This window comes from Pseudomonas sp. ATCC PTA-122608 (assembly GCF_001952855.1).
Lineage (GTDB): Bacteria > Pseudomonadota > Gammaproteobacteria > Pseudomonadales > Pseudomonadaceae > Aquipseudomonas.
The window spans coordinates 90,037-103,443 of record NZ_LPNO01000004.1 but is presented as its reverse complement, the minus strand read 5'-3'; the positions used below and the strand labels follow the sequence as shown (position 1 = coordinate 103,443).

The following is a 13,407-nucleotide window of genomic DNA, read 5'->3' as shown; positions in this document are numbered from 1 at the left end:
GTACTCATTTGCCAGGCCTTGCAACCCCTTGATTTCAAAAAATATTCTCTCAAGGGGCATCGTTTCCCGGTGGGCTACCCTACCGCCCGGCTTCTTCCTTGTCACGGATAACCTGCAATTGGTACTGCGGGTCTGCCTTGATCTGCTGTTCGGTAAACGGCAGCGGGCTGAGTTTTTTCTCGGAAAACGCTTGGGTCTGGTCCTTGTAGTATTTCGACGCCGGGTCGCTGGACAGGGAGAACGCCAGCACGCCTTCGGCATTGGGGCCCTTCTCGTCGAAGGTCACGATCTGCAAGTAGCTGCTGCCACTGACGACTTCGCGCTTTCCGTCAGCCCTTGGCACGCTTTGCATGGCGTTGTACACGCCGAGCTCTTGCGGGCCGCCATGGATCGGGGTTTGGCCCGAGACCTGGATGTCACCCCAGCGGCTGTCGGCGGTCAGCCCGCGTTTGGCTACGTCGGCGGCTGAGGCGAGCATCGCTTCATGCAGTGCCTTGGCCACGCCTGCGCGTTCAATCGCCAATCCACGCGGCGTGGTCAATGGTTGTGCCGGGTTGAAACCCACTTTCCATGCGTCGGGCGCTTGCGCCAGTTGCTCCGCCAGGTTGATGAAGTGCACCAGCCCCAGGCCGCTGTCGAGGTTGGCGCGCTGGTCCCAGCTTTTCAGGCTGTCGCACACGGACTTCACGGCGGCGTCGGCACCCGCGCAGTATTTGAGCAGGTCCGGCATGACTTGGCTGGCGAGATACACCTGGTTGTCCATGACCATGTTCTGCAAGTCGGCGGCCTTGATCGGCTGCTTGTCGAGTTCCTGCAAGCGCTGCAAGGCGAAACGGGCACGTGGGCCCAGGCCGATTTTCTCCTGGCTGATCACCGGCGAGAATCCGGTCAGCGGCGCCTTGGGGTTGGCCATCCACGCCGAGTCATTGGAGTGCTGCACGTAGTCGGTGCGCTGCAGTTGCGGCAGTTGATCGGCCGGGAAGATCCCGGCCTGGGCAGCACGCGGGTCTATGTCCCAGGCGCAGGCGCTGCGGGAGCCGTCGAGCATGATGAATTGCAGGCCAACCCGGGGGTCGCTGCACTGCGCGAGTTTTTTCGCGCTGACGTTCGGTACCACCGACAGGTTCATGTACAGGCTCTGGCCCTGGTCGTCCGCCGCCAGGGTGTTGACCCACGGGATACCTTGCAGGGTGTGCACCGACTCTTGCAGCTCCTTGAGGTTGGCGGCGCGGTTCATCGCGTACCACTGTTGCAGAACGCGGTCGTTGCCCAGGTTGGCGTCCCGCAGGCTGAAGGCATATTTGTTGTCCCAGTCCAGCTTGCCGGGCCATTGCACCACCGGGCCGAACTGCGAGCTGTAGACCGTGCGGGACTTTTCCTTGGTGCTGCCGTCGGCGGCTTTGACCTGCACGTTGATGCTGGTTTTTTCCATGGGCAGGGATTTGCCGTCCAGCAGGTAGCGGGTCGGGTCTTTCGGGTCCAGGGTCAGGCGGTACAGGGTGAAGTGCTTGGACGTATCAACGGTGTGCGTCCAGGCCACGTGCTGGTTGAAGCCGATGTTGATCACCGGCAGGCCCGGCAAGGCGGCGCCCATTACATCCAGCTGGCCGGGAATGGTCAGGTGCATCTCGTAGAAACGCATGCCGCCAATCCACGGAAAATGCGGGTTGGCCAGCAACATGCCGCGGCCGTTGAACGAACGGTCGCGGCCGACGGCGACGGCGTTGCTGCCGCGATCCAGGGCAAAACGTTGCTGATTGGCGGCTGCGACCTCAAATGCCTTGGCATCCACCTGAGCCACGGCATTGGGCGGCGTGGCGCCCACCACCGCTTCGGCAAACTGCCCGACGCCACCTTCCACCAGCAGCCGGCGAGTCACCTTGACCAGGTCTTCTGCCGTGATCGGCCGTACCCAGGCCGCCTGGCGCTGCGCCGGCAAGCCTTGGGCGGTCCGCTCCTTGAGGTAACGGTTGTAGCCGGCAACATACCCTTCAATGCGCTGCTGCATCGCCGGGGGTTGCGCCTTCCAGAATGCCGCAACGGCCTCGGGTGTGTTCAGCCACGTGAAGAACACGTCGTTGGTCAGGTTATTGCGCCCTTCCTGGGTTGCCTGTTCGGGGCCAAAGTACTTGGCGCGCTCGCCGTTGACGGTCACCACCTCATTGGCCAACAGGCACAGATTGTCCTGGGCATAGGCGTAACCAATGCCATAACCCAGCCCACGCTCATCGTTGGCCCGGATATGCGGGACACCAAAGCTGGTACGCCGAATCTCCGCGGTGGTCTGTTGCTCCTGCACCCGCGCCGTGGCCGAAACACTCAGCCCCAGCAACGCCCCAGCCACGCACACCCTGAACAACCCGTTGGAAATAATCACGCAGACTCCACAGCCAAATTAAACACCGTGACGAGGGACAGCTTCGCCAACACCTCAGTTAAGACGTAAAAACCGGGAATAATTTAGCAGCCGCAGATGTTTATTCGGACATGTCGGTATGTCTCCAGGATGTTACCGACAAAATTTCTACATCCCGCGCTTCATGATTTCGGCTGCTCGTACGTCTTATTAACTAAGAGCGCCATCATTTTCCTGATCAGGCTCTGATAAGGAGTTTTTGCATGTACAACCCGCAACCGCCCACGGAAGGACACTCATCCATGCATGACGGAGGTTTCAGCACCGGCAACCAGGCGTTCGGCAAGGCGCCGGAGCATGGCAACCAGCGCATTCGTCATTTGCTCAAGTGTTTCGGCCTGCGCACCAGCCTGATTCGGCTGAAGGTCATCGACGCGCTGCTGACTGCGGCCGATAACCAGCGCACCCTCGGCGTGCGCGGCGTGCACAGCCACTTGCTGGAGCTGGGCATCCCGCTGTCGTTTCTAAGCGTACGCGAGGTGCTCAAGCGCCTGTGCGCCGAGGGCGTGATCACCCTCAACACCGACAAAAGCTACAGCCTGCACGAGCAGGCTGCCAAAGTCCTGGAAAGCCGGGCCTGACTCAAAGGTTGGGCTTGACCTTGCGGCGCATCACGCCGTTGATCACCACCACCGTCACCGCTACGGCAATGGCGATGTACTGGAACGTTTTTTCGCTGATGACGCCATTGTTCTGCAAGTAGGACAGGCCAAACATCGTCCCCAGCACCAGCAGGGAAATCAGAATCGAGTATTTCAAACGTTGCTTTTGGGTCATGACGGGGTCCTGAAGCTAAGAAAATTGTATCCACTTTGTATCGACTACCACACCAAGCACATACCCATTGGCGGGGATGGAATGGGGTCGGCGGGGTCTCATGTTACAGGCGATGAAAAACTTTGGCTTGCCCAACGCCTGATTGAACCTGTGAGTACCCTAGAGGATTTTGAAATGCTTCGTCGAATCACACTGCTGATTCCCTTGTTGATCATGTTGAGCATGAGCGGCTGCATTATTTTCCCCCACGGCGGTGGCGGTTGGCATGACCATCGCTACTACGACGGCGGACCAGGGTATTACCATCGCTGATCGTCATTCGTACATTTTCTGACAACTTGAACACTGTCCAGGCGGAGCCGCCACCCCTGTTTCCGACACTCAGGAAGAGCGTCCAGGAAGCAGGGAGGTTTTCCTGAAAGGCGCATTCCTGAATGAGCGTGCCTGAAGGTGTTCCCGATGACCTCAATAGTCAGTAACTCCGTTCTTTCCTCCACTATCTATCCGCCACCTCCCCCTCCTCCGATACCACTCCCCGTTATCCCGTCATACCCCGATGAAATATTACAAAGCGCAACGGACCATGAGGATCCTGCAGCTGAGCCACCGAATCCTGATGCCCCGAGAGCGCTGAAAACCACCCTGGGCGACCGAAAAAACTGGCAGACGCCGGCACGCTCACAACCTCATCCATGGGGAAACCTGGGCGGTGGCTTGTCTTGGCCCCTGCCCCTGAGCACGAGTCAGCAGAACGCGTTGCTGGCAGCCGCCATAGAACATGCCGATAACGCTCCGGGTTCTGCGCAAGTCAGCCGGCAGGGAGGGCTGCTGGAGTTTCTGAACAGTAACCTGCCGCTCCCCAACGACGCCTCGATCGACCCGGTCAAATCGCTGGAAGCCCTTATCGGCTCCCACCGTGGCCAGGCACTGGGAGAGGCCTTGCAGATCAAGCTGGAGGGCATTTCGACCGATAGCAGTGTGAGTGATTACGTACTCGCAGCCATCAACCTGGACCTGGATCAGGAGTCCACAGCCCAACCTCATCGCAATCAAGTAGCCGGTTTTGACCTGACACAAAAACAGCATTGGGGCAAACCCGTCTCGTCGATTGTCGCCGGCCTGCGCCAGCACCTGAGCGACACCGGCAAAGCGTCATCCCCTTACGCCACGCTTGGCGCCCACCTGCTGCTGATGCGGACAGCGCCACAATTTTTGATCAAGGATATTCCCGACAGCGTGGTGTACGGCAGCCAGGCTTGGGCCAACCTGTGCATCGCGGCGGCGGCCATCGAAGCCGAGTCTCCCGGCAGGGTGGCGAACATGAGCTTTGCCGAAGTCATGATTACCGCCGACGCCAGCCGCGCCGCTCCCGAGTCGGCCAAGACAGCCGCTCTGTTGGATTGGGCCATCGTCAACGGTGTGCTTGAGGCGAAAGACGATGCGCTTCACGAAAAAGCGGACATCGATACCGCGATGGATGCCTTCAATCATCAGTTGGAAAAACTCAAACACGCCTCCAGCCTGCTGGGTGCCCCAGTGCCCACCCGCCAGCAGCTAGCGCTGGACTTGCTCAAGGAAAAATTCGGAAAAGGCGTGCCCTTTGAAGAGAAGGTGCTTCTCAAGCCCAACAAAACCGCCAACAAGATGATCCCCACTCGTGGTCCTTATTCCATGCTGGACCTGACCATGCAGGGCGAAAAAATAAACGCATCCGAGTGGGCGCTCAAGCCTGGATCGCAAGGCGTCGACCTTGATGCGTTTGCAGCGTTTACCCAAGGGCCGCACTTTAAAGTCCCCGACACCTTTGACAACGCCATCAGCCAGACCATAAGCGACTACAAAACCGTCAAAAAATATTCCACCTTGAATGCCCTGGCCAACCTTCCACCGGATGACAAAAACAACTTGCGGCTGGGGAAGCTGAACTTCTACAAAGAAAAATCCTACAGAGTCAGCTGGGTTCCACTCGCTGGAGAAACGCTCTTCCATACCAGCAAAAAAATACTCGTCACCACAAAAAACCAGGAAAACCTGTCCACCTACGAGTTCGATACTGAAAAAGGCACCATCAGAAAAGTCGGCAACTCCATCATCACGCGCGGGGACCAAAAGATTGCCGACGAAGTCACACGAATAGAAGAGTTCTCCACCTTCGGTTCCAAGCGCGATTATATAAAGCAGGAGAACCCACTCGAGGGGTTTAATCCCAACCTGTTCAAGAATTTGCGGGCAGAATACCTCGCGGATTCGATCGTCGAGGGGCTCGACCTCGATGCGATAAGACAGCAGGCCGCCGGAAGTACCCCGGATGAGCATAGAGAGGCCGTCGCTGGCACCATCGGCAATTTTTTCCTCGACCTTATTCCCCTCAGGTCAGCCATCGTCAACTTAAGTAACGGCCACTATAAAGACGGGTTCTCTGACTTGGCATTTGATGCGTTGGGCTTGCTCACAGCAGGCGTGGGCGCCGTTGCGAAGGCCGGAAAGACGCTGGGTACGGCCGGCGGCGCAGTGAGCAAAGCGCTTAAGGTCAGCAAGATTTTCGGGGCTGCCGCCCTCTCGGAACTCAATCCGCTGAGCGGCCTTGGCGATTTGGCGATAGGCGCTGGAAAACTCAGCCTCCAGGGAGCAAACGCTGCCAGCCAGAGCATGAGAACACTAAAGGGCACGACCAATAACACAGCCCTTATTGCCCCCGGTGACCGGTTTGAAGCCGCCGCTACCGGCACCTTCAAGGTGGGCACGCAGACTGTCGAAGGGAGCGCTGTGCAGGTTAACGGCAAATGGTACGCCCTCAATGCACAGAAACAGCAACCGTATGGCAGCCCCCTGCAACCGTTCGAATCCAGTGACACGCTAATGCCTCCCTCTCCGAACCCTTACGCGCCGCTGAGCCGGGGCGCTCACCGATTCAACCCGATAAACGTAATCATCCCCCCGCGTAAAGTCAGGAAACCATTACCGGAAGGCACTTATGCGGAAGCCATGAAAGGAAAACTGGAAGCAGACCACTTCAAAACAGATACCCGCCAGGCAACCATGGACAAGTTTCAGCAGGAAATGAAGGATTACTATAAGGCTATCGATATCGACGGCATACCGCCTCGCCCTGTTATACCCGAAGTGCCGATACCACTCGCGGTAGGCGACCTGATCAAGGAGGCACTTAAAACATCAAGCGGGCTGGTATTAGGAGAATCTCACAAGCAGATGGCCAGCTTTAAAGTTCTGTTCGACAACGTCAGTACGTTAAAGGACCAAGGTGTCAAAAAAGTCTACTTGGAAGGGTATATCGACATGCTCCATGGCCCCATTGATGATGGAATCGGAATGCTCGGAAGCAGCGGGACTCGTCGCACACATCCGTCACTTGAGCAACTCAAGAACAAACTTGAGGCCAATGGAATAGAACTCCTGCCCCTCGATCATTACTATCTGACGCGACACAAATACGATAAATCCCGTGATCGTACCCAGACCGGAATCAACTCCGAGAAGCGACTCAAGGAGTTCAACTACTACGCTGCTGAAACTATCCAGGCGAACTCAGGCACCGAAAAGTGGGTCGCATTGGTGGGGCACGCGCACATGAACACCTCCGAAGGTGTTCCCGGCTTGGCGGAGCTCACGGAAAGCATCGGTATCGGGGTGTTTGACAACAAGAACATGCCTTACCACAGCATCGGGCTTAAAGCACATACCCATGTGCCAGACCCGAACAAACCGTTACAGCCCGGCGACCTTCCCGGCGACCTGCACATCTATGTGAAACCCTGAGCCAATCGCAAAGGCCCGGAAAGCCTCCGAGCCTTTGCATGAGGTTGTTACCCTCCATGCACCCAACGCTGATGCAGCCACCGCGCAAACGCATCCAGGGCAAACCCCAACAGGCCGATCAGCAGCACCATCGCCATCAGCTCGGAATAGGCCAGCCGATCGCGGGTGTCGAGGATGTAATAACCCAGCCCCGCGCTGACCCCGAGCATCTCGCACGGCACCAGCACAATCCACAGGATCCCGATGGCCAGGCGCACGCCGGTCAGCACGTGCCCCATCACCCCGGGAATAATCACCCGGCGCAAGGTTTCCCAGCGTGTGGCGCTCAAGCTCTTGCTCAGTTGCAACCAGCGCGGATCAAGCTGGCGCACACCCGCCGCGGTATTCAGCAAAATCGGCCACACCGCCGCGAACGCCAGCAGGAAGTAGATCGGCTGGTCGCCCACGCCCATCAACATCACCACGATGGGCATCCACGACAGCGGCGAGATCATCCGCAAAAACTGGAAAGCCGGCGTGGTCGCCGCCTCCAGCTTGCGCGAACTGCCCACCAGCAAGCCCAACGGCACGCCAATCAGCAATGCCAGGAACAGCCCGACGAAGATCCTCTTGAGGCTCACGGCAATGTTCAGGTACAGCTCACTGCGCCCGAGCAATTCCCACAGGCTGGCGAGGGTCGCCGACAGCGAAAACCGCGCAGACAAACCGTCCGCACTGCCAAACACTTTCACTCCCAGCCACCAGAGCAACAACAACCCTGCCAGCCCGCTCAAGCCAAGCAACCAGCCGGGCAACCCCAAGGTTTTGCCGTTGTTCAAACGCCAATCTCCTCGTGCCGCTCGAAGCCTTCCGGCAAGCCGAAGGTCTTCATGCCGCCCACCGCTGCGATGGCGTTGCGCACGAAGCGGTCGTCCACCAGGTCTTTGGCGACAAACGCCGGATCCAGGTCGGCGAGGAATTTCTTGTCGCCCTCGATCAGCGTGTCTTTCAGGCGGCGCACCAGTTCCTCGGTATAGCTGGGGAATGGATACGGTTGGAAGTCGATGCGGTGCTCGTCCCAGTTGGCGTGCTGGATCGCGCCGTCGGCCAGGTATGCCGCGCGGTCGCTGGCAGCCGGCGCCAGGACTTTGCGCAGTACCGGCTCGGCATGCGGCGTGTAGCGATTTTCGCCGTCCTTGGACAGCAGCTTCACCGCCTCTTCACGGTTGTCGCGGGTCCAAACCTGGGCCTTGACGATTGCATTCACCACCTTCTGCGACCATTCCGGGCGGTTGGTCAGGTCGTGCTCATGCATGAACACCACGCAGCACGCATGGTTGCGCCACACGTCGCCGGTAAAGCGCTGCACGCGGCCCACGTTGAGGTTTTCGGCGAGGGCGTTGAACGGCTCAGCGACGATGTAGCCGTCGATGCGCTTGCTGGCCAGGGCCGGCGGCATGTCCGAGGGTGGCAACACGATCAGGTTGACCTCGTTAGCCGCAATAGCACTGCCGGCGGCACGGGCCACCGGGGTCAGGCCGTTGTCACGGAACAGCTGCTGCACCACCACGTTGTGGATCGAGTACCAGAACGGAATCGCCACCGACTTGCCGCCCAATTGCTTCACATCGGTAATGCCTGGGGACACGGTCAAACCCGAGCCGCCCACGTGGTTCCAGGCCACGACCTTAGCCGGGACCTTGCTGCCATAACGCGCCCAAACCGTCATCGGCGACAACAGGTGAATCACATTGACCTGGCCGGAAATAAACGCCTCGATCACCTGGGCCCAACTGCGCAGCAGCACCGGGCGCTCGGCCTTGATGCCTTCGGCTTCGAACAGGCCGTTGTTATGGGCCACGAGCAGCGGCGTGGCGTCGGTGATCGGCAGGTAGCCGATGCGTACCGGTGCGTCCGGCTCACTGGCCGCGCGGGCCTGCAAGCTGCTCAGCAGCGGCAAGGCACCGGCGGCACTGAGCACGGCCGAGAGTTTGAGAAAATCACGGCGCGAGTGAGTGAGGTCATCCAGACACATGGCAGGGCTCCAGCAGTTCAGTGGGTTGGGGGTCGTTGCGGCTCGCCTGCCGTAGGGTTTTGAGAATCTCGATGCGCAGCGTGCCGATGGCTTCCACCTGTTCTTCCCGCGGTTGCGGCAGGTCGATCCGCCATTCGCCGAGAGTCCGCGCCGGGCGGTTACCCAGTAGCAGAATCCGGTCGGACAACAGCAGCGCTTCGTCGATGTCGTGAGTGATCAGCACTGCCGCCGAACCTTGCTCGCGATTGACCTTGAGCAGCAGGTGCTGCATGTCGGCACGGGTCACTTCATCCAGGGCGCCGAAGGGTTCGTCCAGCAGCAATACCTGCGGCTGGCGCGCCAGGCAGCGGGCCAGCGCAGTACGCTGGGCCATGCCGCCGGACAGCGCTGCCGGAAACTGCTGACGGGCGTGTTCCAGGCCCACCGCGTTGATCGCGTGGTCAATCCGGCTGCGTCGCTCTTGCGGGCTGAGGTGCGGTTGGCGGGCAAAATCCAGGCCGAAGGCGACGTTCTTTTCCAGGCTCAACCACGGCAACAGGCTGGGGTCCTGGAACGCCACCGCCACCCGCGGATGCGGGCCATTCAACGGCTCGCCCAGCAGGCTGATACTGCCGCCCTGAGGCGCCTGCAAACCGGCGAGCACCCGCAGCAGGCTGGACTTGCCAACACCGCTGGGGCCGAGGATCGACACCACTTCGCCGGGCTGCAATTGCAGGTCGAAACCTTCCAGCACCGAATTGCCCGCATACCCCAGGCAAATCCCCTGGGCGTGCAATACCGCCTGGCTCATAGATTCGCCTGACGGTTCAACTCGGTGCGCAACTGCACCAGGCTCGGGGTCACGATCGGTACAAATGCCGACTCGCGCCAGCGCCGGGCAAAGCCGCTGCCGTGGGCGGTCAGGTAGGCCTTGCCGCCGCTGGCTTGCAGCTCCAGTTGCACAGCGCTGGCAGCAATTTCCGCGAGGGCAATGCGCAGGCGGAACAACGGCACCGGCTCGGTACCAAAGCGACCGCTCAGCAAACCTTTCTTGAGGTCGTTGACCGCCTGCTCCAGTGAGGTACGCAGCACTTCCAGTTCTTCGCGCAATACGGTGCGGCTGGAGCCCAGGTGATTCGCCACCTCCGCCAGCGAGCGCCGCGCCAGGCCGATGGACATGCCGCATTGCAAACCGAGAAACGCCGGGCGCACGGCCGGCAGAAACTTGCGTGCATCGTCATGCAATAACCAGTCGCGGCTCAGTTCCACGGCTTCAAAGCCGAGGGCTGCGGTATTGCTCGATTGCAGGCCCAACAGTTCCAGGTCGCGGGAGCGCTGCAGGCCGGACACCGAATCGGGGATCGCCAGGATAAACGGCGCACCGCCCTGGGCATGCTCGATGGCGGCAGCCACCACAAACCCGTTCTTGCGCAGGTTGGTCACCCAGTGCAGGCGGCCATTGAGGTTCCAGCCGTCATCGGTCGGCTCGGCGCTGATTTGCAGCGACTCGATACCCGACAAGAATTTCATCGCATTGGACAGCCCGGTCGCCCCGGCCAGCTTGCCGCTCAGCAGGTCCGGCAGCAGTTGCTCACGCAAGCGCTGATTCGGGCTTTGCAGCAGATACTCGATAAACGAGCGTTGGCCCCAGCACACAAACGCCGACGCCAGGGAATGGCTGGCCACATCGGCAATCGCCTCTATGGCGCCCGTGACATCGCCGCCCAGGCCGCCGAGGTCCTTGGGCACACCGATACGTAATACATTGGCCTCTGCCAGCCGTGGCAGCACTTCCTGCGGATCGCAACTGCCCACATCCAGGGCCTGCGCTTGAACATCGAGCCAACGGCTCAAGATTGGGTCAAGCATTCATGTTTCTCCTTGTTACAGCATGTTTACCATCGCGAACGCTTGCGCGCCTTCAGCTTGCCGGTTTTTCCCAACGGTATTGCGCCAGTTCCGGGTTGAGCGGCGTGCGCGCAAACACGTTGGCGAAATTGCACAGGGTGGCCAGGCTGACGCCCAGAATAACCTCAAGCGCATGACCGTCGGTGTAGCCTGCCTCACGGAACGCGGCGTAGCCGGCGTCGCTGACATCACCGCGGGTGGCGATCACTTCACGGGTGAACGCGGCCAGTGTCTCATAACGCTCGTTGGGCAATTCACCGCGTTGGCGCAGGGCGTCGATCACGTCTTCCGGCAGCTTGGCTTTGTTGCGCGCTACGGCAGTGTGCCCGGCGACGCAGAAATCGCAACCGTGGTTCGTGGCGGCAATCAGTTGAACCACTTCGCGGTCGGCCAGGCTCAGGTCGGATTTGGCGTTCAGGCCGGAGACAGTGATGTAGGTTTCCAGTGCTGCCGGGGCATTGGCCAACACCGCCAACAGATTGGGGATGAACCCGGAACCCTTCAGGGCATTTTCCAGAAAGGGTTTGGCCGCTTCAGGGGCGGTTTCCAGGGTTAGCATCGGTACGCGGGACATGGAGTGGTCTCCTCATGGATTCGTGTACCCAGTCTGTTGGTTATAAAAAATCTGCTCAATAGTCTAAAGTAGCGATTACTTGCTCTAGAGTCTTTCCGTTAGATGAATTCGTCCAGCTCCCTCGTCGATTGGTTATTAGATAGCCTCGAACTCAACACCAGCCTGTTTCACGTCGGGCGTTACTGCGGCGACTGGCACGCCAGCACCCATGGCCTGGCGAGTGCCAGTTTTCATCTGGTGGTGCAAGGGCAGTGCTGGATGCACATCGAGGGCGACTCGACCCCTTATCCGCTGAACAACGGCGATGCGGTATTCCTGCTGCGGGACCTCGCGTACCGCTTGTCCAGCGATGGCACCGCCACCGGCGCCCAGGAATGCCCGCGCACGCCAATGGTCCCGCTGGACAGCCACGCCAGTGACGGCGTGGGTCTGGTGTGCGGGTTCTTTCATTTCCAGTCCGGGCTGTCTGCGATGATTGTCGACACCCTGCCCGCCTGGATCGTCCTGCGGGCCGGTGACCCTTCGCTGACTGCTGCGCGCAACCTGTTCGAATTGATCCTGCAGGAATGCGAGCGCACGCCGGCGCCCTCGCCCGCCTTGCTGGAGCGCCTGTGCCACCTGCTGTTTCTCTACGTGCTGCGCCAACAGGTGCTGGACAACACCGACCTCGGCGGGCTCGCGGCGCTGGCCCGGCAACCGGCGTTTGCCAATCTGCTGGAACAGTTGATTGCACGCCCCGCCGATCCCTGGACCCTGGAAAGCATGGCGGCCTGCACCGGCTTGTCGCGCTCGGCGTTCTTCAAGCGCTTTAATGAACTGTGCGGCCAGTCGCCGGGGCAAGTGCTGCTGATGATGCGCGTGCGCCACGCCTGCCAGCTGTTCAAGCAGGACCAGACAGTGGCGGACGTGTCCCTCGCCGTGGGTTATCAATCCGTCGCAGCCTTTACCCGCGCCTTTCATAAAGTCACCGGCATCCAGCCCGGCGCCTACCGCAAGGCTCAAGGCTGACGCTGCAACCCGTTGCCCGGCCGGGCGCAAAGCTCCACCAGCCAATCGACAAATACCCGCACCCGTTGCGACAGCTGGCGATGCGGCGGGTACAACGCGGTCAGCGGCAACTTCGGCGGCGGCTGATGCGCCAGCACCTCCACCAGCGTGCCCGCTTCCAACTGGCGAACGGCGTGGTAATACGGCGTCTGCACCAGGCCGTAACCCGCTTCACAGGCGGCCAGGTAACCGTCGGCGCTGTTGACCGAGACTTGCTTGGGCAGATCGACCAGACGGATGTCGTTGCCGATCTGAAATTCCAGACCATACCGTTTGCCGCTGATGCTGGAGAAATACTCCACCACTTGATGGCCGGCCAGCGCCTCCAGCGTCGATGGCATGCCGAACTGCTGCAGGTAACCGGGACTGGCGCAGGTCACCTGATCCATCATCGCCAGCGGCCGGGCCACCAGCGACTCGTCCAGCGCCAGGCCGCCGCGCAACACGCAGTCCACGCCTTCGCGGATCAGGTCCACCGGGCGGTCGTTGAGGCCGATTTCCAAGTCAATCTGCGGGTAACGCGTGGTGAACTCGGGCATTGCCGGAATCACCAGGAAGCGCCCGATCCCGGACGGCATATCGATACGCAACGTGCCGCGCGGGTTGCGGCGGCTGGTGGAGAACACCGCCTCGGTTTCCTCAAGGTCCGCCAGCAGGCTCACGCAACGCTGGTAGTAGGCGGCACCGTCCAGGGTCGGGCTGACCTGGCGCGTGGTGCGCTGCAACAGTTGCACCCCAAGGTGTGCCTCCAGTTGTTTGATCAGGATCGTGACCGAGGCGCGCGGCAGTTGCAGGCTGTCGGCCGCCTTGGCAAACCCGCCCAGCTCGACAATCCGCACGAACACTCGCATCGCATTAAAACGGTCCACGGGCCGGTTTCCTTCAGGGATTATTTAGAATTTCATAATAGTGATA

The 13,407-nt window shown here is 60.3% G+C and carries 12 protein-coding genes; 4 read left to right on the top strand and 8 right to left on the bottom strand.

Annotation, left to right across the window (positions count from 1 at the left end):
• Positions 1–79: 79 nt before the first annotated feature.
• Positions 80–2,377, bottom strand: coding sequence for an acylase (locus AU074_RS05790; RefSeq protein WP_076013905.1), 2,298 nt, complete (start codon positions 2,375–2,377; stop codon positions 80–82).
• Between the two features lie 242 nt (positions 2,378–2,619).
• On the opposite strand from AU074_RS05790, the gene AU074_RS05785 reads away from it, so the two are divergent.
• Entirely contained in the window at positions 2,620–2,997 is a 378-nt protein-coding gene (locus AU074_RS05785; RefSeq protein WP_076013904.1) for a fe2+ zn2+ uptake regulation protein, read from the top strand.
• 1 nt (position 2,998) lies between these two features.
• On the opposite strand, the gene AU074_RS05780 is transcribed toward AU074_RS05785, so the two are convergent.
• Positions 2,999–3,193, bottom strand: coding sequence for a hypothetical protein (locus tag AU074_RS05780; protein WP_003207574.1), 195 nt, complete (start codon positions 3,191–3,193; stop codon positions 2,999–3,001).
• 174 nt (positions 3,194–3,367) lie between these two features.
• Here AU074_RS05780 and AU074_RS34135 point away from each other — a divergent pair, with 174 nt between their 5' ends.
• Positions 3,368–3,505, top strand: coding sequence for a hypothetical protein (locus AU074_RS34135; protein WP_010171564.1), 138 nt, complete (start codon positions 3,368–3,370; stop codon positions 3,503–3,505).
• A 147-nt stretch (positions 3,506–3,652) separates the two neighbouring features.
• Complete coding sequence (locus AU074_RS05775; protein ID WP_256576850.1) at positions 3,653–6,970, top strand: membrane-targeted effector domain-containing toxin; 3,318 nt, start codon at positions 3,653–3,655, stop codon at positions 6,968–6,970.
• Between the two features lie 47 nt (positions 6,971–7,017).
• On the opposite strand, the gene AU074_RS05770 is transcribed toward AU074_RS05775, so the two are convergent.
• Genes AU074_RS05770 through AU074_RS05750 form a run of 5 tightly spaced genes read right to left on the bottom strand, consistent with a single transcriptional unit; the run spans position 7,018 to position 11,445 of the window.
• Complete coding sequence (locus tag AU074_RS05770) at positions 7,018–7,770, bottom strand: ABC transporter permease (RefSeq protein ID WP_172834573.1); 753 nt, start codon at positions 7,768–7,770, stop codon at positions 7,018–7,020.
• Positions 7,771–7,784: 14 nt separating this feature from the next.
• Entirely contained in the window at positions 7,785–8,984 is a 1,200-nt protein-coding gene (locus tag AU074_RS05765; RefSeq protein WP_063030691.1) for an ABC transporter substrate-binding protein, read from the bottom strand.
• A complete protein-coding gene (locus tag AU074_RS05760; protein WP_076013903.1) occupies positions 8,971–9,774 on the bottom strand; it encodes an ABC transporter ATP-binding protein in 804 nt (267 codons plus the stop codon). Before AU074_RS05760 ends, AU074_RS05765 begins: the two co-directional genes overlap by 14 nt.
• Positions 9,771–10,832 carry an acyl-CoA dehydrogenase family protein gene (locus tag AU074_RS05755; RefSeq protein WP_076013902.1) on the bottom strand — a complete coding sequence of 354 codons (1,062 nt, stop codon included), beginning with the start codon at positions 10,830–10,832 and terminating at the stop codon, positions 9,771–9,773. Before AU074_RS05755 ends, AU074_RS05760 begins: the two co-directional genes overlap by 4 nt.
• A gap of 52 nt (positions 10,833–10,884) precedes the next feature.
• A complete protein-coding gene (locus tag AU074_RS05750) occupies positions 10,885–11,445 on the bottom strand; it encodes a carboxymuconolactone decarboxylase family protein (RefSeq protein ID WP_017477603.1) in 561 nt (186 codons plus the stop codon).
• A gap of 102 nt (positions 11,446–11,547) precedes the next feature.
• Between AU074_RS05750 and AU074_RS05745 the strand changes: the two genes are divergently transcribed.
• Positions 11,548–12,453: an AraC family transcriptional regulator gene (locus tag AU074_RS05745; RefSeq protein ID WP_076013901.1), complete on the top strand. Its 906-nt coding sequence runs from the start codon at positions 11,548–11,550 to the stop codon at positions 12,451–12,453.
• Here the strand turns inward: AU074_RS05745 and AU074_RS05740 are convergent.
• On the bottom strand, positions 12,444–13,361 hold the full coding sequence (locus tag AU074_RS05740; RefSeq protein WP_076013900.1) for a LysR family transcriptional regulator: 918 nt from the start codon (positions 13,359–13,361) through the stop codon (positions 12,444–12,446). The two genes, AU074_RS05745 and AU074_RS05740, sit on opposite strands and share 10 nt — an antisense overlap.
• Positions 13,362–13,407: the final 46 nt, after the last annotated feature.

Bases quoted from the DNA above. Each gene is read 5' to 3' on its own strand.
- AU074_RS05785 (WP_076013904.1), top strand. From the start codon at position 2,620: ATGTACAACCCGCAACCGCCCACGGAAGGACACTCATCCATGCATGAC.
- AU074_RS05780 (WP_003207574.1), bottom strand. From the start codon at position 3,193: ATGACCCAAAAGCAACGTTTGAAATACTCGATTCTGATTTCCCTGCTG.
- AU074_RS34135 (WP_010171564.1), top strand. From the start codon at position 3,368: ATGCTTCGTCGAATCACACTGCTGATTCCCTTGTTGATCATGTTGAGC.
- AU074_RS05775 (WP_256576850.1), top strand. From the start codon at position 3,653: ATGACCTCAATAGTCAGTAACTCCGTTCTTTCCTCCACTATCTATCCG.
- AU074_RS05765 (WP_063030691.1), bottom strand. From the start codon at position 8,984: ATGTGTCTGGATGACCTCACTCACTCGCGCCGTGATTTTCTCAAACTC.
- AU074_RS05760 (WP_076013903.1), bottom strand. From the start codon at position 9,774: ATGAGCCAGGCGGTATTGCACGCCCAGGGGATTTGCCTGGGGTATGCG.
- AU074_RS05755 (WP_076013902.1), bottom strand. From the start codon at position 10,832: ATGCTTGACCCAATCTTGAGCCGTTGGCTCGATGTTCAAGCGCAGGCC.
- AU074_RS05750 (WP_017477603.1), bottom strand. From the start codon at position 11,445: ATGTCCCGCGTACCGATGCTAACCCTGGAAACCGCCCCTGAAGCGGCC.
- AU074_RS05745 (WP_076013901.1), top strand. From the start codon at position 11,548: ATGAATTCGTCCAGCTCCCTCGTCGATTGGTTATTAGATAGCCTCGAA.